The organism is Desulfuromonas sp. KJ2020, from assembly GCF_024197615.1.
Classification (GTDB): domain Bacteria; phylum Desulfobacterota; class Desulfuromonadia; order Desulfuromonadales; family SZUA-540; genus SZUA-540.
The window spans coordinates 20,130-41,927 of record NZ_JAKUKE010000001.1; the positions used below are offsets into that span (position 1 = coordinate 20,130).

The following is a 21,798-nucleotide window of genomic DNA, read 5'->3' on the forward strand; positions in this document are numbered from 1 at the left end:
GCAGACGCACCGAATAAGTCGTCAAAGAATACCAAGGATGAACAACTTGACAAGTCAGGTTTTGTGACTCGCATTCAAAAACAAATCGGAATAGCTCTTACTTACAGATGCCGCATCGACGGCAACCTGGCGAACAAGGGGACGAGAGTTTCCCCTCCTGTCCACGGTGGTACTCGGCAAGCAGATAATCCCGGCGGACACCGTTGTCGAGAATATCCCAAGGGAAGATTTCGTCTTCCGGGCGTTGGCGGTTCACATAGAAGTCGGGATCGAGCCCTTCTTCCCGGCAGGCCGCCTTGAGGTTTTTCCCGGAGGCCAGATGGGGCAGCACTCGTCCGACGCGGCGATCCCCGCGGGAGAGAAAGGCCTGCAGTACAGCACCGCGCACCGATTCGAAAATCACTTCGCAGTTGGCCATCCGGGCTATGGCGCCACGGATCTGCTTCATCTTTCGTTCCAGGCTCTTCGCCTCGTCCATCGCCGCCCACTGCAGAGGGGTGAAGGGCTTGGGAATAAAAGGGTTCACCGATAGGGTCAAGGTACCGAGGCGTCCGGATTTCTTCTGTTCTTCCACCCAGACCTCGCGCACCTTCATGGTCAGTTGCAGCAATTTGTCGATGTCATCCTGTTCTTCCGTCGGCAGGCCGATGAGAAAATAGAGCTTGAGGTTGAGGATGCCCCCGGCGGCCAGCAGACGGGCAGCGGCCAGGATATGCTCTTCGTTGATCCCCTTGTTGATGAGGTCGCGCAGGCGCTGACTGCCGGCCTCCGGCGCCAGCGCCAGGGTACGGTGGCCCGATTCGCGGAGGGCATGCACCTCGTCGGCGGTGAGGGAATCCATGCGCAGGCTGGCGACGGAGACCTGCCCTTCCCGCTCGAATATCTCCCGGTTCAGGTCATCGATGGCCGAGTAATCGGACACGGCGGCACCGACCAGGCCGATCTTGCGATGCTCGCAGAGCCCTTGTTCGATCTGCGGCAGCAGGGACTGCAGGGAACGCTCGCGGGCCGGCAGGTAGATGAAACCGGCGGCACAGAAGCGGCAGCCGCGGGAGCAGCCGCGGGAAATCTCCACCAGCGACATGTCGGCAAAAGCCGTGTCCTGGGTGTGCACATAGGAACGGCTTTCACTGGTATCGAGCTCTCTCACCCACTGGCGCTGTACCTGCGGCGGCGCCCCGGCCTGAGGCGCTATCGCCGCCAGGCTGCCGTCCTCGCCGTAGGTCACCTCGTACAAGGAGGGCACGTAGACGCCGGGAATGGCGGCCAGGGCTCTGAGCAGCTCGCCCCTCGGCAGTTCCAGGCGGGTCAGTTGCTCCAGCAGGGGCGGCAACATCACCTCCCCCTCGCCCACGGCGAAAAGATCCATGATGTCCGCCAGGGGCTCGGGGTTCAGAAAAGCACAGACGCCGCCACAAAGAACGAGGGGATGGTTGTCTCCGCGCTCAGCCGCGTAGAAAGGCAGGTGCCCCAAGCGGAAAAGGGTCGGCAGATGGACGTAGTCGTTTTCAAAGCAGATGGAAAAGGCCACGACATCAAAGTCGGCCAGGGGCCGCTGGGACTCCAGGGAAAAGAGCACGGTCCCGGTTTTTTCGTGTTCCTTCAGATCGGCGGGATCTGGGAGAAAAAAGCGTTCGCAGAGGATATCGTCATGGCTGTTGAGAAGATGATAGACGGTCTGAAAACCGAGATTGCTCATGGCCTGATAATAGGTGTTGGGAAAGACCAGGGCCATGGTCAGGCGACCACCCCAGGGTTTCGGCTGGCTGCCCTTCTCTTTTTCGAGGCGGCTTTTGGCGTGAGAGATCAATTGTCGTGACATGCAAATCATCCTGCAGGCTGGCGTTGTCTGCACTATGGCATCAATCGGAGGCCGGGTAAAGAGGCGCACACAAAAAAAGGGGACCGCAAATGCGATCCCCGAGACGAGGGAGTCTACCAATTCATGAGTGACCAAATACAGCCGGCACGGCTCCTTATGGCAGCAGGCGGAGATCCGCTGTCAGAAGGTATTGCGCCCGTACGGCACAAAGAAATCCATCTACGGCCCGGCTCGGCGTTTTTTCCAACCGCGAGCATCGAACCGCCAGAGATCAAAAATCTATTCGGCGGGGCCTAGTCGACCCGTTTGCGCAGAAACGTCGGAATGTCGTATTCCATTTCGTCACCGCCGCCGGAAGCCCGCAGGCTGAAGGGAACTTCCTTCTGACGGTCCCGAATGAACGTGGGCAGATCGCGATCGACCTTTCCGAGGGTGGCAGCCGCCCGGTTTTTCAATTCTTCGGCATGCCGCCCGTTCTTCTCGAAAGAAGGGCCGAACCCGGTGGCGATGGCCGTAATCTTGATACGGTCGCCGAGTTCTTCGTTGATAACCAGACCGGTGATGATGTTGGCTTCCTCGTGCACTTTCTCGTGAATGATGCGCGAAGCCTCATCGAACTCTTCCATGGTCATGTTGGAGGAACCGGAGATGTTGACCAGCACCCCTTTGGCGCCCGAGATGTCGATATCTTCCAGTAGCGGGCTGCTGATGGCCTGGTGGGCTGCTTCGGCGGCCCGCTTTTCGCCTTCGGCCAGGCCGATGCCCATCATGGCCATGCCGCGCTCGCTCATGATGGCCTTGACGTCGGCAAAGTCGACATTGATGAGTCCGCTGGTGGTGATCAGGTCGGAAATCCCCTGGACAGCCTGCAGCAGAACGTCATCCGAAGGTTTGAAAGCATCGAGGATGCTCATGTTCTTGCCGGCCAGGCCCAACAGGCGGTCGTTGGGGATGACGATCAGCGAGTCGACGACTTCCTTGAGCTCTTCGACGCCCTGCTCGGCTTTTTTCATGCGCTGCTTACCTTCGCGGGAGAAAGGCTTGGTAACGACGCCGACGGTCAATGCCCCCATTTCCCGGGCGACTTCGGCGATGATCGGCGCCGCCCCGGTGCCGGTACCGCCGCCCAGTCCGGCCGCGATGAAGACCATGTCGGCGCCATCGAGGATTTCCTGCAGACGGGACTTGTCTTCCCGCGCCGCTTCCCGTCCCACCTCGGGATTGGCGCCAGCGCCCAAGCCCTTGGTGAGCTTGGAACCCAGCTGAATCTTCATCGGCGCCTTGTTGGTTCTCAGCGCTTGCGCATCGGTATTGGCGCAGATAAATTCCACCCCTTCGATCTGTGAGGCGATCATGGTATTGACCGCATTGCCTCCGCCGCCACCGATGCCGATTACCTTGATTTTCGCTCTCTGGTCGATACTTTCATCAAATTCAAACATAATACTCCCTCCGTTCTGGTTTGGGGGCCGATTCTCCGCAACCGGTTATCCCCGTTTATAGATTCACTTCCCGTACTGTTCCTTGCCAATCAGAAAAATTCATCGAACCACTCTTTCATGCGCCGCACCACCTTGTCGAAGACGTTGGTCTGGCCGATGCTGAAATTGCGGCTGCTTACGTTCCGGCTGCCATACTTTACCAAGCCGACGCCGGTCGCGTAGATAGGTGAGTTGACGACGTCCGTCAAACCGCCGATATCCCGAGGGACGCCACGCCGCACCGGCAGATTGAAAATCTGTTCGGCCAGTTCGGGCATACCCGGCAGAATGCAGGTGCCGCCGGTAATGACGACACCTGAAGCAATCAGGTCTTCGTATCCACTGCGGATAATCTCCCGGTTCACCAGGGAAAAAATCTCCTCGACCCGCGGCTCGAGGATCTCGGCCAGCAGCTGTCGGGAGAGCACACGAGGCTCGCGCCCACCCACTGAGGGCACTTCGATGGTCTCATCCTTGCCGACCATGGAAGAGAGGCAGCAGCCATAGGCCTGTTTGATCTTTTCCGCCTCGGCCATTGGCGTACGCAGACCGACGGCAATATCGTTGGTCAGGTGGTTGCCCCCCAGGGAGAGCACCGAGGTGTGCTTGATGGCCCCATCCACGAAGATGGCGATATCCGTCGTGCCGCCGCCAATATCGATCAGGGCGACCCCCAACTCCTTCTCATCGGGAGAGAGCACGGCCTCCGAGGAGGCAAGCTGCTCCAGGACGATATCAGCCACATCGACATCGGCGCGGTTGCAGCTCTTGACGATGTTCTGGGCGCTGGCCACGGCCCCGGTGACGATATGCACCTTGGCTTCCAGACGCACGCCGCTCATGCCCAGAGGCTCCTTGATGCCGTCCTGGTCATCAATGATGAACTCCTGGGGGAGAATATGGATGACTTCCCGGTCCATAGGGATGGCGATGGCCTTGGCGGCGTCGATCACCCGACGGATATCGTCGTCGTTCACCTCGCGGTTCTTGATGGCGATGACCCCCTGGGAATTGAGCCCTTTGATATGTCCACCGGCAATACCGGCGAAGACCGACTTGATCTCGCAGCCCGCCATGAGTTCAGCTTCCCGCAGGGCTTTGCGGATGGCCTCCACCGTGCTTTCGATGTTGATCACCACCCCCTTGCGCATTCCCTTGGACGGGCTGGTGCCGATCCCGACGATATCCAGCCCTTCGTCGGTCATGTTGCCGACGATGGCGCAGATCTTGGTGGTGCCGATGTCCAAGCCGACGATCAGGTTGTCCTTCTTCGTGCTCATATCGTACCCCTTCCTTTAAAACTAGCCCTTTTGTGTGGTGGTGCGGTTGTCCACCTTCACAATCACACGGTCCAGTACATTGAGATCAATATATTTCAGCCCCGGCAGCCTCGGTTCGAGCTCCTTGTAAATCTCTTCGAGGCGGTCAAGTTTGAGTTCGTAATTGGCGTGGCCCATGTGCACCGGCACGCCACCCACGTAGGTAAACAGATCGATACCGGAGGCCGGATCAAGGTGCAGCTCGGACACATCTTCCAGCCCGAAACGGCTCCTGGTCTGCAATATTCTTATCAGGCCGACAGCCTCGCGCAGCAGCTTGCGGGACTCTTCCGGCTTTTCCAGCAGAAAACCGCGATCGATACCGGTGATCACCGGGTAATCCAGCCGGTCTTCCGACTCCAGTACCTTGAACAGCGTTCCTTCCGCGTCCATGTAGTAGAGGTAGCCGAGACTGACGATGGCCAAGGGTTTCCGCTCTTCGACTCGAATTACGACGCTTCTCGGTAGCACTCTTTCGACCTGGACGCGGGAAATCCACAGATTTTCTTCAATTTTGCTGCCGATCAAGGCCAGGTCCAGATCAAAAATGCTGGTGCCCGGCTGGATATCGGACAGGGCCAGAATTTCCTCTTCGCTGACCCGCTGCGCCTGTTCAACCTGAATGGTTTCAAGGCGGAAATAATCGGAACTGAAGATCATGCGCAGACCGATGAAGCTGCCGCTGGTGGCGAGGACGAGGCTGCCGACAAAGACGGTGAAGCGCAGCGTGCGCCGGAAGATTTTTCCCCAGTCACGGGGCTGCTTCTCCCGGCGGCGACGGTTTTCTTTCACCCGGCTCTTTTTCTGTCCCTTTAAATCGCGCATGATCCCCGTCTTATTTCCTCGCGGTTCGGTCTATTTTCCCAATCCCGCGTCTTCCAGAATCCGCTGGGTCAGTTCGGCAAAGTCCAGACCCGCCTGCTGTGCCGCCTTGGGCAAGAGGCTCGTTTCGGTCATCCCCGGAATGGTGTTGGCCTCCAGGCAGTAGAATTCCTTTTCGCGCACCATGAAATCGATTCGCGCCGCCCCGGAACAGCCCAGCACCCGATACACGTCTCTCGCCACCTGCTGCACCCGGTGGTACAGCGCGCTGTCGAGAGGGGCTGGCAGGATATACTCCGTCTGGCCGGCCGTATACTTGGCATGGTAGTCATAAAATCCCCCCTTCGGGGCGATCTGGATGATGGGCAAGGCCTCCCCTGCCAACACCCCTACCGTGATTTCCATGCCCTGGATAAAATCTTCCACCAGGACATGATCGTCATGCTGCAGGGCGTCCTGCAACCCCGCCGCCAGTCCCTGTTCATCCCGGACGATACTGATCCCTATGGTGGACCCTTCCCGGGCCGGCTTGACGACCAGGGGGAAGTGACGACACTTTTTCAGAAAATCTCCCAGCACATCACCTTTTCTGTACACCTGAAAAGCCGGCGTTGGCAGTTCGTGGTAAAGGAGGATCTTTTTGGTCGTTTCTTTGTCCATGGCCAGGCTCGAGGCCAGCACACCGCTGCCGGTATAGGGAATCTGCATCATCTCCAGCAGGCCCTGAATGGTGCCGTCCTCGCCATAGCGGCCGTGCAGCGCGATAAAAGCCACCTCGACTTGTTCTTCGATCAGACGCAGGGCAATATCCCTGCCGGCATCCAGACCCACGGCCTGGTATCCCGCCCCCTGCAGGGCGGCAAGAACCGCTTTGCCCGTTCGTAAGGACACCTCACGTTCGGCGGAAAGCCCCCCCATGAGAACTGCTATTTTTTTCTGCTTCAACTCCTGCCGTGTCATATCCATTCATCCCTGGCAGGCAGCTCATCGCTGCCAATTATTTTCACTTCGGGTTCGAGGTTGACGCCCTGACAGGCTCGCACCCGTTCTCGGACCTGCTCGATCAATCCCAAAATATCTTTGGCTTTGGCTGTCCCCGTGTTGACGATAAAGTTGGTGTGCCGCTCGGAGACTTTGGCTCCCCCTTGCGAAGCGCCCCGCAGACCAGCTTCATCGATCAGTCGCCACGCCTGCCTCCCCGTCGGGTTTTTAAAAACGGAACCGGCATTGGCGCCACCCACGGCATGGGCCTGGCGGCGGTGCGCCAGGCGCTCCCGATAAATCACCTGCAACTCCACCGGCTCGGCTACCGTCAGGGAGAGGGTGGCCTCAACCAGCAGCGATTGCGGGGGCAGCTCGCATCGGCGATACGCGAAGGAAAGATCAGTCGCCGTACGGCTGACTTCCCCTTCCGGAGTGGCCAGCACCACCTCTGTCACGACACCTGCCATCTCCTGGCCTCCCGCCCCGGCGTTCATGGCTACCGCTCCCCCCAGGCTTCCGGGGATTCCCGCCATCGCCTCCATCCCCTTCAAGCCCTTTTCCACACACAATCGGATGAGGTGTGTCACCGGCAGTCCCGCTTCTGCCACCACCCGCCCATTTGCCTGAAATTGCAGCTGGCGAAGATTGGCGAGATTCAGAACGGCTCCCCGGATGCCGCCATCGCGTACGAGCAGGTTGCTGCCACTGCCGATGGCCAGCCAGGGACAGTGAGCCTCCTGCAATAATCGCAGGGCCGTCAGCACATCGTCGCGGTCCGCCGGCAGAATAAAGAGGTCGGCCGGCCCTCCCACCCGCCAGCTGGTGTGAGCGGCCATAGACTCATTTTTAAGAACCGATCCCCGCAGGGAATCCTTCAAGCTTTCAAAGAGCGATGACACCTTAGCCTTTATCCTGCAGACGCCTGGCTAATTTTTCGCCGACCTGCCAGACGTTGCCGGCCCCGAGGGTGATGACGATGTCCCCTGGCTTCACGATGGCGGCCAGATGGTCGACCACCGCATCGGCTCCGGCGATATAATGCACATCCTTGTGACCATGCCCGGCAATCCCGGCCGCCAGATCCGCAGCCTCCACCCCTTCAATCGGCTCCTCACCGGCGGCATAGATATCCATGACCACCAGATGATCGGCCTGATAGAACGCCGTGACGAAATCGTCGAACAACGCCTTGGTGCGGCTGTAGCGATGCGGCTGAAAAACCGCCACCACCCGCCGATCCCAACCCGACCGAGCCGCCGCCAGGGTCACTTTGATTTCGGCCGGATGGTGGCCGTAGTCATCAATCACCATGATTTTGCCGTCGTCGTGGCGAACCTGGAACCGACGCTGCACCCCGCCAAAATCGTGCAAGCCCTCCGCGATGGTGGTGAAGGGGATATCCAGCTCGCTGGCCACAGCGATCGCGGCCAAGGCGTTGAGTACGTTGTGTCGACCCGGCATGTTGAAGGAGACACGTCCCAACTCCTCCGAGCCCTGGTGAAGGACGAAGGAGGTGCGATGCCCCTCATGCCGGATATCGGTGGCGTAAAAATCGGCCTGACTGGCCAGTCCGTAGGTGACGAAACGCTTCTTGACCCGGGGGATCAGCGCCTGAATATTGGCATCGTCCAGACAGAGAACCGCCAGCCCGAAAAATGGCACTTTATTGATGAATTCCACGAAGGTATCGCGGATATGATCCATATCGCGGTAATAATCGAGATGGTCCGCATCGACGTTGGTCACCACGGCGATGGTCGGGGACAGTTTCAAAATCGTCCCGTCCGATTCGTCCGCTTCTGCTACCAGAAACTTGCCCTGGCCGAGTTTGGCGTTGGAGCCCAGGGAATCGAGACGCCCGCCGATCACCGCAGTGGGGTCGATGCCGGCATGGGAAAGAATGGTGGCGACCATGCTGGTGGTGGTGGTCTTGCCATGGGTGCCGCCGATGGCGATGCCGTATTTCATGCGCATCAGTTCCGCCAGCATTTCGGCCCGCGGGATGACCGGGATCAGGCGACGGTGGGCTTCCACCACTTCGGGATTGTCCTTGCGCACCGCGGTAGAGATGACCACCACATCGGCCTCGCCAAGGTTCTCGGCCTGATGGCCGTAGACAATCTCGCCACCCAGTTCCGCCAGGCGCTTGGTGATCTCTGACTCGCGCAGATCGGAGCCGGACACCTGGTAGCCAAGGTTCAGCAAGACCTCGGCAATGCCACTCATACCGATGCCGCCGATTCCGACAAAGTGGATTTTCCTGATTTTCCCGTACATAAGAAACCCTCTTTCAGCCGATCACTTCCCGGCACTGCTTCAGGATGCTGTCGGCAGCGCCCTGAATCCCCAGGGCTTTGGCCGCGCTGGCCATGGTGACCAGCTGGTGGTGATCGTAAATCATGTTGCGGATCAGGGTCGCCAGACTTTCACCGCGCAACTCCGACTGGGGCACCATCAGGGCGGCGCCTTTGACGACCAGGGCGCGGGCATTGGCGCTCTGGTGATCCCCCGCCGCATGGGGATAGGGGATGAGAATAGCCGGCCTACCGCAGGCGGTCAGTTCCGTCAGGGTCGTCGCCCCCGCCCGGCAGACCACCAGGTGCGCTTTACTGTAGGCCGCGGCCATATCATCGATAAAGGGCAACACCTCTGCCGAGCCCCACCCGGCCTCGGTATACTCGGCCCGGACCTTGTCCAGATCTTCGGCGCCGCTCTGATGGATAATGAGCAGGCGGTCGCGCAGGTCCTCCATGTGCCGCAAAGCCGCTACCATAGCCTCATTGATGGCACGGGCTCCCCGGCTGCCGCCAAAGACCAGCAGGGTCGGTTTTCCCTGGGGCGGGGCCGGACACTGCTCCATCCCCTGTCGGGGTGGATTCCCCGTCAACACCGTCTTGCCTTCCGGGAAAGCCTGCGCCGCTTCCGGAAAGGAGATGCAAATCCTGTCCGCCCAGCGGGACAGCAGCCGGTTGGTCAGTCCTGGCCAGGCGTTCTGTTCATGCAGGATGAACGGGATGCCTTTGAGACGAGCCGCCACCCCGACGGGGCCAGAGGCATAGCCACCGACGCCAATGACGACATCTGGTCTGAATTCCTCCAGCAGACGCATAGACTGCCGGATGCTTTTTATCAACTGGGGTGCCAGAGCCAGCTTGGTTCCCAGGTTCTTGCCGACAAAACCGCCGATGTCGATAGTGGACAGGGGCCAGCCCAAGGTCGGCAGGACTTTGGCCTCCAGTCCCTTTTGGGTGCCAACGAAATGAATCACCGCCTCGGAGTCCATCTCTTTCAGGCGTTCGGCAATTGCTACGGCGGGGAAGAGATGGCCGCCGGTGCCTCCTCCAGCCAGCAGAAGTCTCATAGGCCCTCTCCTTTCGCCTGGCGGGAGACGCTGAGCAACACCCCGATAGCCAGCAGCGTTGTCACCAGGCTGGTACCCCCATAGGACAGGAAGGGAAGAGCTAATCCCTTGGTCGGCAGCATGCCCATGACGACGGCGAAGTTGACGAACGCTTCCAATCCGATGAGGAGCGATATGCCGAAAGCGAGGTATCTTCCAAAGTCGTCCGGAGCCGCCTGGGCTGCCCGGATGCCTCTCAATACCAAAAGGAGGAACATAGCGGTGACGATGAAAACGCCGGCGAACCCCAATTCTTCGCCGATGACAGAGAAGATGAAATCCGTATGGGCCTCAGGCAGATAAAACAGCTTCTGCTTTCCTTCCCCCAAGCCATTGCCGAACAGACCGCCGGTGCCGAAGGCAATCCAACTCTGAATGATCTGGAACCCGGTATTGGTCGGATCATCCCAGGGATTGAGAAAAGCAAAAATGCGGCGGCGGCGGTAGTCAACGTTCATCACCAGAAAATACAGAAACGGCGTCGTCAGAATTATCGCCGATAGAAAATAGACGAGGCGCGTCCCCGCCACAAAGAGCATGACCATGGCCACACAGCCCAGCGTAATGGCACCGCCCAGGTCCGGCTGCAGCAGGAGGAAAAAAAGGAGCAGCGCCAGCACCAGCATATAGGGGAGGAATCCCCAGGTCAGGCTTTTGATCTTGTCCTTTTTCTTGGCCAAGGAATGGGCCATGTAGAGGATGAGCCCCAGCTTGGCCAGTTCCGATGGCTGAATGGAGATGCCCGCCAGCCGAATCCAGCGGGAGGCGCCGCCGGCGTTCGAACCCAGTCCCGGCAGAAAGACCGCCCCCAGCAACAGGACGCAACCAAACAGGAAAGGCACAGCCAGTCGCCTCAGGACCTGATAATCGACATGCATCACCGCGGCCATAAGAGCGAACCCCAGCATGGCATAGACGCCCTGGCGCTTGAGAAAATAGAAGCCATCCGCATAACGCTTGTCCGCCATGATCGAGGACGAGGAATAGACCATGACCACGCCGAGGCAGGTCAGCACGACCGCCAGCAACAAAATGGTATTGTCGAATCCTCCCCGTGTCTCCATGTCAGTCTCTCTTCGTTTCCGGCAGGCCCATGACCAGGGCAGCAAAACGCTCTCCTCGCTCGATATAGCTGGAGAACATGTCGAAACTCGAACAACCAGGGGAAAGCAGCACCGTCCCCCCCACAGGTGTCAGTTCATGGGCGAGGCGCACCGCTTCTTCCAGACTGGCAGCCCGTACGGTGTGCGTCAGGTTTCCCAGAGACTCGGCGATACGCTCCGCCGCCTGCCCGATGAGGATAAGATGGCTCACCCTGTCTTTGACCACCTCCACCAGGGGCAGGTAATCCCCCCCTTTGTCCTTGCCGCCGGCGATCAGGGTGACCGGTGCCGTCAGGCCGGAAAGGCTCTTGACGACGCTACCGACATTGGTCCCCTTGGAATCGTCGTACCAGGTCACCCCGTTCAGGGTGCGAACGGGCACCATACGGTGGGCGAGACCACCAAATTGGCAGGCCGCGCGCCAGGCCGTCGTAACCGGACAGCCCTCGAGCAGAGGCGGAATCAGGGCCGCCATGACATTTTCGACGTTGTGCAGTCCCTTGAGCCGCAATTCGGCCAGAGGGAATCGATGGGTTTGCCCTTGCCAGGTCCAGACGATATGCGTTCCGTCACATCCCATCCCCTCCTCCAGGATCCGAGCCGAGGAAAAATAGACTTGCCGGGCGGTGAGGTTTTTGCCAAGGGCGCACACTGCGTTGTCTTCGGCGTTGAGTACGGCGACGTCGCCTGCGGTCTGATTGGCAAAGATCCGCGCCTTGGCCTGCACGTAAGCATCCATGTCCGCATAGCGGTCAAGGTGATCTTCACTGATATTCAGAAGCAGAGCGTAGCGGGGGTGGAAGTGCTGGATCGCTTCGAGCTGAAAGGAAGACAGCTCGGCCACCAGGTACTGCCAGGGTCCCGCATCGACCGCCTCGATCAGCGGCGTTCCCAGGTTCCCCCCCACAAAGGTCTCTTTTCCCCAGGCCTGAAGCACTTCGCCCATGACCGTTGTCGTAGTCGACTTGCCGTTGGTGCCGGTGATGGCGATCAGAGGCGCCTCGAGCTCCTCATAGGCGACTTCAATTTCACCAACCACGGGCACGCCGGCGGCCGCTGCCTTGGCGATGGCTGGGACAGTCAGGGGAACACCCGGGCTGACGGCAATCAGATCGGCAGCCTGAAAAAGCGCTTCCGTGTGGCCGCCAAAATCGGTGGCAGTGTTTTTCGGCAGACGCGCCACGCCTTCGATCCGTTCGGCAGAGCGCTGATCCGACAGGGTGACACGGGCGCCACGGCGACTAAAATAGGCGCACAGAGCCACCCCCGTGCGTCCCGCGCCTACCACGACTATCTGCTTTCCCGTAAAATCCCGCTTCATGCTACCTCAGCTTCAGGGTGGAGAGCGCCACCAGAGCCAGAATAATGCTGATGATCCAGAACCTCACGATGATTTTCGGTTCCGGCCAACCCTTGAGTTCAAAGTGATGATGGATGGGCGCCATGCGGAAAATTCGTTTGCCGTAAAGGCGAAACGAGGTCACCTGAAAAATAACGGACAACGCCTCGACCACAAATATGCCGCCCACAATAACCAGAACGATCTCCTGCTTGGTAATAACCGCGATCGTCCCCAGGGCACCCCCCAAAGAAAGGCTGCCCACATCGCCCATAAAAACCTGGGCAGGATAGGTGTTGAACCAGAGAAACCCCAGCCCTGCCCCCACCATAGCCCCACATAACACCGCCAATTCACCCGCCCCCTGGACGCTGCTGATCTGCAGGTATTCGGCCAGCCTGGCGTTGCCGGCCAGATAGGCAAAGAGCAGATAGGTGCCGGAAGCGATGATCATCGGCCCGATGGCCAGTCCGTCCAGTCCGTCCGTCAGGTTCACGGCGTTGCTGGCGCCGACGATAACGATCATGGCGAAGGGAATGTAGAAGATTCCCAGATCGGGCACAACCCCTTTAAAGAAGGGGAAAGCCAGGGTGGTCTGAAACGGCGGGTAGACATACAGGGTGGACGCCGCCGCCAGCGATATCAGCATGAGCCACAGCATTTTCTGTCGGGCCGACAGGCCGTCGCTGCTCTTGAGTTTCACTTTGCGGTAGTCGTCGATAAAACCAACCACGCCAAACCCGACCGTGACCAGCAGGGTCACCCAGACATACAGATTGGTCAAATCAGCCCACAACAGCGTCGGCCCGACGATGGCCAGCAGGATTAGCGTCCCCCCCATGGTGGGCGTCCCCTCTTTCTTGAAGTGGGATTCCGGTCCTACCTTGCGAATGGTCTGGCCGATCTGCAGCATGGAGAGCTTCTCGATCACCCAGGGGCCAATGATGAAGGCGATCACCAGGGCCGTAATCGTCGCGTAGATGGCTCTAAAGGTGATAAAACGGAACACATAGAGAGCCGAAAACTCCGTGTGTAATGGATAGAGCAGATGATAGAGCATGGGTGCCCTTACCTTTCCGTTTCAATAGGAAAAAATCCAGGGGCCAGCAGGGCGGCCGAGATCTTTTCCATCCGCATGCCTCGCGACCCCTTTATCAGGATCCTGTCATCGGGCTGCAGCCATGACTGCAGCCAGCGACACGCTGCCTCGGCCGTGTCGACCACGTGCAAGTGCGCTGCATCGAGCCCGCCTTCTTTGGCGCCTTCCGCAACTTTCCCGGCCTTGTCTCCCAGCAACAAAAGGGCGTCTACCTGGCTGGCTGCCTGCTGCCCCAGTTCTCTGTGCAAGGCATCGGACTCTTCCCCCAATTCAAGCATGTCGCCAAGAACAGCCAGGCGGCGGCCCGTCCCCGACAAATCGTTCAGGGCGTCGAGCGCGGCCCGCATGGAGGAGGGATTGGCGTTGTAGCTATCCTCAATCAACTGGGCGCCATTGGCCAACCGAAACAATTCCATGCGCCCGCGTATAGTGCGAAAAAGGGACAGCCCTCGTGCAATGACCTCGCCATCCACCTTCATCGCTACCGCCGCCGCGGCCGCAGCCAGCGCATTGGCGACATTGTGCCTCCCCGGTACGGACAGGGTGACCGGCCAGCGTCCCTTCGGCAAGACCAGGTCGAAAACGACCGTATCTCCCTTGACCACAACTGCCTCGGCGCGCACATCGGCCTGCGGATTGAGGCCGAACAGGATCCGATGGACGCCGTTGGCCACGGGCAATGCCAGGACTCGGTCGTCATCGGCATTGATAACTGCCGTGGTCTGAGGCTGCATCGCCTCAAACAATTCGCCTTTGGCTCTGGCCACCCCTTCGAGTCCATGCAGGGTTTCCAGATGCGCCGGCCCGACATTGGTGATCAGTCCGATGGTAGGCGACGCAATCTGAGCCAAACGGGCAATTTCCCCCCTGGCACTCATCCCCATTTCCAGGACGACCCAACGATGGGCGGCCTCCAGACGGAACAACGTCAAGGGCAGACCAATGAGATTATTGAAGTTTCCTTCCGTCTTCAGGCCAGGCCCCGTCTGGGACAGGATGGCGGCCAACATTTCTTTGGTGGTCGTCTTGCCGGCGGTGCCGGTTATCGCCACCAGGGGGCCTCTATAGTGGGCGCGAACCGCCGCGGCCAGATCGCCGAGAGATTTAAGGGTGTCCTCCACCCGAATAATGGGTACGGGCAGGCCCGCTACGACCTCTTCACTCAGACAGGCCGCCGCCCCATTCTGGACCGCCTGGCCCAGATAGTCGTGGCCGTTGTAATGCGGGCCGACCAAGGGCACGAAGAGTTCCCCCGGCCGAAGAGTACGGCTATCCGTGGAAACACCCGTCACCATCTCCTGAGAGTGGGGAGGAGTCAGAATTCCCGATACCAGGCGGGCTATTTTCTGAACAGGCAGTTCCATGCCGTTCACTCCTCCGAGGCCAATGCTTGCCGCAATTCCTCGCGATCGTCAAAGTGGTGTTTTTCGGTGCCGATAATCTGGTAGTCTTCGTGCCCTTTACCGGCAACCAGGAGAATGTCTCCCTCCCCGAGGGTCGAAACGGCATAACGAATGGCCTTCCTGCGGTCAGCCAGCACGACAAAGCCCCGGCAGCCATTTTGGCCCTCGTCGAGGCTGATTTCCTGCGGGTAGTGGTGCTCGATTCCCGGCCGCACTTCCGCCAGTATGGCGAAGGGATCTTCCGTGCGGGGATTGTCGGAGGTCAGCACCACCAGATCCGCATAACGCGCAGCTACTTCCCCCATGACCGGACGCTTGCTGCGATCCCGATCGCCGCCGCAACCGAACACGGTGACAAGCCGCCGCGGCTGCAGGTCTTTAAGGGTGGAGAGGACCTTTTCCAGGGCGTCGCCGGTGTGGGCATAATCCACCAGGATTAAGGCCCCTCGGTTATTTTCGATGCGCTCCAGGCGTCCCGGCACCATAGCCGCCTCAGCAATTCCCCTCGCCACGAGTGGCGCTTCCAGGTTAAGAGCCAGGCCGGCGGTAAACGCACAGAGAATGTTCTGCAGATTGAACTGGCCGACCAGAGATGATTTCAGGTCGATTTCATCTTGAGCGGTGCTGATTCTGGCCGCGATGCCGTCGACGCTCAGCTGGGCCTCTTTGACCTGTACCATCGCCTGCTTAGCGCAGCCACAGGTCAGAGCCTCCGGAAGTTCGGCTGCCAGACGTTGGCCGTAGGGGTCATCGATGTTGACCACCGCCCTGCCGCCAGAGGAAGGCAGCAGCCGGCGAAAAAACGCGGCCTTGCTGGCAAAATACCCTTCCATGGTGCCGTGATAATCGAGGTGTTCGGGAGTCAGGTTGGTGAAGATGCCGACGTCAAAGTGAATGCCCTCGACACGATACTGCTCCAAGGCATGGCTCGAAACCTCCAGGACCAGCGCATCGGCACCCTGAGCGCGGAAATCGGCCAATGTCCGCAGGAAATCCACGGACTCAGGGGTCGTATGACTGGAGGGCAGCTCGGCCTTCCCATAGCGGTAGTTGACGGTTCCGAAGACGGCCGGTTTTTTTCCGGCTGTCCGCAGAATAGCTTCGAGCAGATACGTCACCGTGGTCTTGCCGTTGGTGCCGGTCACGCCGACCACAGGAATATCGGCAGTCGGATTGCCATAGAACGCATGAGCGGCCAGAGCCATGGCCTGTCGGGCATTTTCCACCCGGACAAGAGTCACCCCTTCGGGGAGAACCAGTGGCTTCTCGGCAAAAACAGCGATAGCCCCACGCCCAATGGCGTCCTCGACAAAGAGATGACCGTCCGATTTGGCTCCCGGCAGGGCGAAGAAGGCCCCCCCCTTGATCACCTGACGGGAGTCATAAAACAACCCGGTGATTATCTGGGTCTGGGGCCCCGCCACCTGGCAGGCCGGTATCTTTTCGATCATCTCACATAGTTGCATAAAGTCAGGTTATTCCTTGTCCTGGCTAAGAGGGTCAGTTCATCCGCTCAGGCCGGCGGCGCCAACTTCACCCAGACTTCCTGTTCGTATCGAATCGGTTCACCCGGCCGGGGCGACTGCTCGACGACACGGCCGCTGCCTCTCAACTGGATGTTCAGGCCGGTCCTTTCCATGGTCTGGAGCACCTGTCTGTAACTCTGTCCCTGACAGTCCGGCATACGCACGCCTTCATGGCCGTTTTCATTCCAGGCCGCCTTGAGGTTTTTGTTCAGCGGAAAAGCGGAAACCTCCACGGATGGAGGTGTCGAGGCCACGTAGGTCGAAGCCGTGGCCGGCACCTTTAGATAGTGGAGCGACTTGGCGGCAATGCGCGAGAAAATCGGCGCCGCCACCAGTCCGCCATAGGCCTTTCCTTCCGGTTCATCCACCACCACCAGAATGACCAACCGGGGGTCATCCACAGGCACTAGTCCAACAAAGGACGAAACCCGCTTGTCCGCTGAATACCCCCCCGTTACCGGGTCAACCTTCTGAGCCGTTCCCGTCTTGCCGCCGACACGATAGCCTGGCACGGCCGCCATCGTGCCGGTGCCACCTTCTTCCGTCACCTGGCCCATCATCTGGCGAACCCGGTTGGCGACATCATTGGAGACGACCTGCCGGACCACGCGCGGACTGTTCTTTTTAATGACCTGCCCATTGGTATCCACCACCTTGTCGACCACATAGGGCTTCATCAGGTAGCCGCCATTGGCGATGGCCGCCGTAGCCGCCGCCAGCTGAATCGGCGTCACGCTTAAACCCTGCCCGAAGGAGATGGCCGCCAGGTCGATTTCAAACCAATCGGACGGCTTGCGGATCAACCCTCCCGCCTCGCCTGGCAGATCAATACCCGTTTGCTCTCCAAAGCCAAAGTCTCGGATATAACGGTAATAATTATCGCGCTCCAAGGCTTTGCCTATTTTGGCCGACCCTACATTGGAGCTGAACTTGAGAATCTCATCGACCTGCAATTTTCCGTAGGGGCGGTGGTCATGTATCACCTTTCCGCCTACTGCCAGCTTGCCGTTCTCGCAGTCAATCTTCTGAGAGGCCTTGATCACCCCCTCATTCAAGGCGGCGGCGATCAGAAACACCTTGAAGGTGGATCCGGGTTCAAAAGCATCGGTAATCGCCCGATTCCGCCACTGCGCTGGCTTGTAATTGAAAAACGAATTGGGGTTATAGTCAGGTTGGCTGGCCATGGCCAGCACACGGCCTGTTTCCGGGTCGATTACGACAACGGACCCCGATTTGCCCTGAACCGCCGCTATGCCGGCTGCCAGTTCCTTTTCGGCTATGTACTGAAGGTTCTTGTCCAGAGTCAGATAGACGTTGTACCCCTGACTTTGCTCCTGTAATGGCTGAACCCCCGCCCCCATTCCACGCCCGAGAGCATCTTTTTCGGTGACCAGATACCCTGATTGGCCCAGAATCATGGCATCGTAGCGTAGCTCAACCCCCTCCAGTCCTTCGGGGTCGAGACCAGCAAACCCTATGACCTGGGCACCAATTTCCGCATTAGGGTAATAGCGCCGATGTTCTTTGATGAAATCGGCGCAGGCCAGTTTCAGTTCCTTGACCTTGTCGCTCTCTTTCGGAGAGACCCGCCTTTTGAGCCAGATAAAACTTTTCCCCGAACTCAGCTTGGCCTTGACCGCGGCGACGGGCAGCGTCAGGGCCTTGGCCAGCGCCTGAGCCTCCCCGTTCAGATCTACTACTTTGCGGGCATCGACATAAATCGAGTCGACTTCCACACTCAGGGCCATCTCCTCGCCATGGGCATCGAAAATCGCCCCCCGCTTGGGCGCCAGAGAGATGACCTTCTGGTGCTGCCTCTCGGCCCTTTTGCGCCACTCTTCCTGATTCAAAACCTGGATACTGAAGGCACGGACGGAAATCAGAACAAAGGCCAGCAAAAAACACAGGCCAATGAACCGAAGGCGATAACGTCCCCATTTCTCCTGTTTATCCAAGCGGCACTCCCAACCGGCGTCTTCTAAAGATGAATGATCGTCGGAGAATCGATGTCTTGTGGCGGCTGCATCAGATTCGTCTCGCTCCCGGCATAGGCCGAATCAAAAGGGGTATAGGTTGTCCCTTCCCGGTCGGCCTGATAGCAGGCCCCCAGCACGAGCAGACTGACCCCCATACAGAAAAAAAGGCCCACTACCCCGACCAGGTGGCGCGACCTCTTCTTTTCTCTTATCACCAGCAGCTCCTGCATTTCCTGCCACAGGTCCTGCTTCTCTTTAGGTTCCAACAATTCCATAACAACAATCCCTCAATAGATCTACCTTACCGTGATGACCTGTTGTGGTGTGGGAAACCGCAAGCCCAGTTCTTTGACGGCCACTTTTTCTATTCGGGCCGGATTGCGCAGACTGGCCGCTTCCAGACGCAGGTTTTTGTTCTCCTGGTGCATTTCCCGCAACCGCTCCTGCTGACTGGAAATCTGGTATTCAAGGTTGATCACCTGGATACGGGTCCAGACGAAAAAAAGAGAGATGGCCAGCATCAGACCGATAAAAACCATCACGGGCATCAGGCTCGGTTTTTTCAGCGCCACCCCTCCAAACCTGGGGAAAGCCCTCAAAATAAGTTCAGACATGATCTCTCCTTTACCCTCTTCGCATCAGTCGAGACGTCGGGCGGCCCGAAGAACCGCACTGCGTGCTCTGGGGTTGTCGGCAATCTCTTCTTCGCTGGCGCGAACGGCCTTGCGGGTCAATATTTCAAGCTTCGCTTTTTGGCCGCAGCTGCAATAGGGGAGCTGCGGTGGGCAGATGCAGCTTTGCGCCTGTCGTTGAAAAAACTGTTTGACGATGCGGTCTTCCAGTGAGTGAAAACTGATGACCACCATACGCCCGCCCGGTTTCAGAAGTTCCAGCCCTCGGTTAATACCTTGGGCCACATGATCGAGTTCGCCGTTGACATGAATCCTCAGCGCCTGAAAAACCCGGGTGGCCGGGTGAATCCTGGCCGGCTTGTAACCACCGGGAACCGTATCCCGAACCAGGTCCGCCAACTGCCCTGTCGTCAAGAGAGGTTTTTCGGTCCGGGTGGCCACGATGCGGCGGGCAATGCGCCCTGCCCAGCGCTCCTCTCCGTATTCGCGAAAAATACGGGCCAACTCCTCTGCACTGGCACTTTCAAGAACATCGGCGGCCGTCTGACCGGCGGTGGTATCCATGCGCATATCCAGCGGCGCATCGGCGCGAAAGGAGAAACCTCTTTCCTCGGCATCAAGCTGATGAGAGGAAACTCCCAGATCCAGCAGAATGCCATCAACCCGGTCCACGCCTAGCATCGGCAGGATCTGATTCGCCTCCGCAAAGTTACCGTGTCTTAGCACCGCCCGCTCTCCGAAGGGAGCCAGTACTTCACTTGCTTTATTCAGCGCCGCCGGGTCGCGATCGAGCCCGATCAAGCGGCCATCCGGTGCCGAAGCTTCGAGGATCAGGCGGGCATGTCCGCCACCACCCAGGGTACCATCCAGAAAAACTTCCCCTGACTGCGGAGCCAGGTAGGCCAGAACCTCTTTGGGCATCACAGACAGATGCCTGAATTCGCTGGCGGACAAACCTAGAATCCCAGATCCGACATGAACTGGGGATCTTCCTGCACAAAAGACACCGCCGTCTCGGTCACTTCGGCGTGCTTGTCTTTGCTGTATATTTCAATGCGGTCCGACATGCCCACGACCACGATATCCCGTTCCAGATTGGCGTGCAGTCGCAGCGACTCAGGAATTAGAATTCGGCCCTGCTTGTCGAAAGAACATTCGGTGGCCGGGGCGACCACGAGGCGATAGGCGGCGTTGCGCTGGGGGCCAGGGGGGAGATTTTCCACATTCTGGCGATTTTTCTCCCAGAGGGGCACAGGATAGGCGCTGAGCCCGCCATCCCAGTTTTTGGTCACGACCAAGCGCTCCTCCCCATGGGCTTCCGCCAGGATTTCGCGGAAACGGGCCGGTATGCTGGCTCGCCCTTTAGGGTCGATCGAATTGTAGAATTCTCCCTGGAAGCTCATTGCCCTCTTTTGGTCCAATTTGGCACTAAATTACACTTTGTGGGAAACTATAGCCGTGGCCCATACCCTTGTCAAGGAGATATTTCTTCTCTGTTAAGGGTTTAGAATTGGTAAAAGGTGTAAAAGCAGGCACAAAAAAACCCCCAAAAAGGGGGTGAAGGAAAAAACGGTGAATGGCGGGCTGAAGTCAGGAATCCGTTGTCGCCCCGGGCAGCAACATTTCAATCTCCTCGATACGGCGGTCCACCACCTTGCGCACGATGAACTGCACGCCTTCCGACTCACAGGTTTCGCCTTCCTGGGGGATGGTACCGAGAGCTCTCAACAGGAAGCCGGCCAGGGTGGTAACGTGCTCTTCGGACAGTTTCAGGTGGAAGCGCTTGTTGATTGTTCGCAGCGAGGTGCTGCCATCAACCAGGTAGCGGCCCGGGCCGAGCTCCCGCAACATCTCTTCCTCGACATCGTACTCATCCTGAATTTCGCCGACGATTTCTTCGAAGATGTCTTCAAGAGTCACGATCCCTTCGACCCCGCCGTACTCGTCCACCACGATAGCCAGGTGCATACGCTTGCGACGGAAAGACTGCAGCAAGGTCTCGATGCGCTTTGATTCGGGAACAAAGTAGGGAGGACGGGCGATATCCCTCAAAGAGAACGTGTCAGGACGTCCCACGAAACTCAGGATATCCTTGGAATGAATAATACCCACGATGCTGTCAAGATTTTCCTCGTAGACCGGAAAACGGGAATGATGGGCCTGCTGGACCAGGACCAGCGCCTCTTCAAAGGTCGAATGGACTTCAATGCCGACGACTTCGGTGCGAGGTATCATCACATCACGAACGCGCATCTCCGCCAGATCGAAAATCCCGTGGAGCATCTGGTGTTTCTCCATATGGACCACCCCCGTCTGCTCACCAACCGTAATGATGGTGCGGATTTCATCTTCGGAGAGGATCGGCTTCTCCTGTTCTCCGGGGATTAGCCGCGACAAGAAACGAGTGACTCCGGTGATGAGCCAGATCGCCGGCGCCAGCACCTTGAGAACGACCCCGATCGGCCTCAGCACGGCGAAGGACATCGCCTCCGACTGTTTGGCCGCATAGCTCTTGGGCAGCACCTCAGAGAAAACCAGCAGCAGAGGGGTCACCAGGAGGATGGTGAGCAGTTCCCCTTTTTCACCATAGCGTTGGACGAGCAGCCCCGTGGCGAAGACGGAGATGGCGATATTCACCAGATTGTTCCCGACCAGGATTCCCCCCAGGAGCTTCTCGGGACTCTCCAGCAGCTCCTCCAGGCGCTGGGCCCCGCGGCGTTTTTTCTGCACCAGATATTTCAGACGCAGCTTGTCCAGCGACATCAGGGCCGTTTCCGAGCCGGAAAAAAAAGCGGAAAGCACGAAGAGGACCGCCAGCAGACTCAGCCGTATCCAGACATCATCAGGTTCGAGCATGGGAATCTCCAAAACATTCAGGAATCAACATCATCA

19 protein-coding genes are annotated in these 21,798 nt (G+C 58.7%); all 19 read right to left on the reverse strand.

The annotated features are described in order from the left end of the window. Positions 1 to 97: 97 nt before the first annotated feature. The gene (locus tag MJO47_RS00115) at positions 98 to 1,822 is read right to left on the reverse strand and encodes a TIGR03960 family B12-binding radical SAM protein (protein WP_253959090.1); all 1,725 of its coding nucleotides are present in this window, start codon (positions 1,820 to 1,822) and stop codon (positions 98 to 100) included. Positions 1,823 to 2,115: 293 nt separating this feature from the next. Then, positions 2,116 to 3,264: a cell division protein FtsZ gene (ftsZ, locus tag MJO47_RS00120; protein WP_253959091.1), complete on the reverse strand. Its 1,149-nt coding sequence runs from the start codon at positions 3,262 to 3,264 to the stop codon at positions 2,116 to 2,118. 89 nt (positions 3,265 to 3,353) lie between these two features. Continuing rightward, complete coding sequence (ftsA, locus tag MJO47_RS00125) at positions 3,354 to 4,583, reverse strand: cell division protein FtsA (protein WP_253959092.1); 1,230 nt, start codon at positions 4,581 to 4,583, stop codon at positions 3,354 to 3,356. A 21-nt stretch (positions 4,584 to 4,604) separates the two neighbouring features. Further along, entirely contained in the window at positions 4,605 to 5,447 is an 843-nt protein-coding gene (locus MJO47_RS00130; protein ID WP_253959093.1) for a cell division protein FtsQ/DivIB, read from the reverse strand. A gap of 30 nt (positions 5,448 to 5,477) precedes the next feature. Beyond that, on the reverse strand, positions 5,478 to 6,404 hold the full coding sequence (locus MJO47_RS00135; protein ID WP_253959094.1) for a D-alanine--D-alanine ligase: 927 nt from the start codon (positions 6,402 to 6,404) through the stop codon (positions 5,478 to 5,480). After that, the gene (gene murB, locus MJO47_RS00140; protein WP_371926606.1) at positions 6,401 to 7,327 is read right to left on the reverse strand and encodes a UDP-N-acetylmuramate dehydrogenase; all 927 of its coding nucleotides are present in this window, start codon (positions 7,325 to 7,327) and stop codon (positions 6,401 to 6,403) included. Before murB ends, MJO47_RS00135 begins: the two co-directional genes overlap by 4 nt. A gap of 1 nt (position 7,328) precedes the next feature. Continuing rightward, positions 7,329 to 8,705, reverse strand: coding sequence for a UDP-N-acetylmuramate--L-alanine ligase (murC, locus tag MJO47_RS00145; protein ID WP_253959096.1), 1,377 nt, complete (start codon positions 8,703 to 8,705; stop codon positions 7,329 to 7,331). 13 nt (positions 8,706 to 8,718) lie between these two features. Beyond that, positions 8,719 to 9,789, reverse strand: a complete 1,071-nt coding sequence (gene murG, locus MJO47_RS00150; RefSeq protein WP_253959097.1) for an undecaprenyldiphospho-muramoylpentapeptide beta-N-acetylglucosaminyltransferase — start codon at positions 9,787 to 9,789, stop codon at positions 8,719 to 8,721. Further along, positions 9,786 to 10,892: a putative lipid II flippase FtsW gene (gene ftsW, locus MJO47_RS00155; RefSeq protein ID WP_253959098.1), complete on the reverse strand. Its 1,107-nt coding sequence runs from the start codon at positions 10,890 to 10,892 to the stop codon at positions 9,786 to 9,788. The genes murG and ftsW overlap by 4 nt, the downstream gene beginning before the upstream one ends. 1 nt (position 10,893) lies before the next feature. Continuing rightward, complete coding sequence (gene murD, locus MJO47_RS00160; protein ID WP_253959099.1) at positions 10,894 to 12,252, reverse strand: UDP-N-acetylmuramoyl-L-alanine--D-glutamate ligase; 1,359 nt, start codon at positions 12,250 to 12,252, stop codon at positions 10,894 to 10,896. Position 12,253: 1 nt separating this feature from the next. Continuing rightward, on the reverse strand, positions 12,254 to 13,330 hold the full coding sequence (gene mraY / locus MJO47_RS00165) for a phospho-N-acetylmuramoyl-pentapeptide-transferase (RefSeq protein ID WP_253959100.1): 1,077 nt from the start codon (positions 13,328 to 13,330) through the stop codon (positions 12,254 to 12,256). An 8-nt stretch (positions 13,331 to 13,338) separates the two neighbouring features. Then, positions 13,339 to 14,733, reverse strand: coding sequence for a UDP-N-acetylmuramoyl-tripeptide--D-alanyl-D-alanine ligase (gene murF, locus MJO47_RS00170; protein WP_253959101.1), 1,395 nt, complete (start codon positions 14,731 to 14,733; stop codon positions 13,339 to 13,341). 5 nt (positions 14,734 to 14,738) lie between these two features. Further along, the gene (locus MJO47_RS00175; RefSeq protein WP_253959102.1) at positions 14,739 to 16,238 is read right to left on the reverse strand and encodes a UDP-N-acetylmuramoyl-L-alanyl-D-glutamate--2,6-diaminopimelate ligase; all 1,500 of its coding nucleotides are present in this window, start codon (positions 16,236 to 16,238) and stop codon (positions 14,739 to 14,741) included. A 47-nt stretch (positions 16,239 to 16,285) separates the two neighbouring features. Next, a complete protein-coding gene (locus MJO47_RS00180; RefSeq protein WP_253959103.1) occupies positions 16,286 to 18,253 on the reverse strand; it encodes a penicillin-binding protein in 1,968 nt (655 codons plus the stop codon). 23 nt (positions 18,254 to 18,276) lie between these two features. After that, positions 18,277 to 18,549 carry a hypothetical protein gene (locus tag MJO47_RS00185; RefSeq protein ID WP_253959104.1) on the reverse strand — a complete coding sequence of 91 codons (273 nt, stop codon included), beginning with the start codon at positions 18,547 to 18,549 and terminating at the stop codon, positions 18,277 to 18,279. 21 nt (positions 18,550 to 18,570) lie between these two features. Continuing rightward, positions 18,571 to 18,888: a cell division protein FtsL gene (gene ftsL / locus MJO47_RS00190; protein WP_253959105.1), complete on the reverse strand. Its 318-nt coding sequence runs from the start codon at positions 18,886 to 18,888 to the stop codon at positions 18,571 to 18,573. 24 nt (positions 18,889 to 18,912) lie between these two features. After that, entirely contained in the window at positions 18,913 to 19,860 is a 948-nt protein-coding gene (gene rsmH / locus MJO47_RS00195) for a 16S rRNA (cytosine(1402)-N(4))-methyltransferase RsmH (protein WP_256501995.1), read from the reverse strand. 2 nt (positions 19,861 to 19,862) lie between these two features. Continuing rightward, a complete protein-coding gene (gene mraZ / locus MJO47_RS00200; RefSeq protein ID WP_253959106.1) occupies positions 19,863 to 20,309 on the reverse strand; it encodes a division/cell wall cluster transcriptional repressor MraZ in 447 nt (148 codons plus the stop codon). 187 nt (positions 20,310 to 20,496) lie between these two features. Further along, the gene (locus MJO47_RS00205; protein ID WP_253959107.1) at positions 20,497 to 21,762 is read right to left on the reverse strand and encodes an HlyC/CorC family transporter; all 1,266 of its coding nucleotides are present in this window, start codon (positions 21,760 to 21,762) and stop codon (positions 20,497 to 20,499) included. Positions 21,763 to 21,798 lie beyond the last annotated feature (36 nt).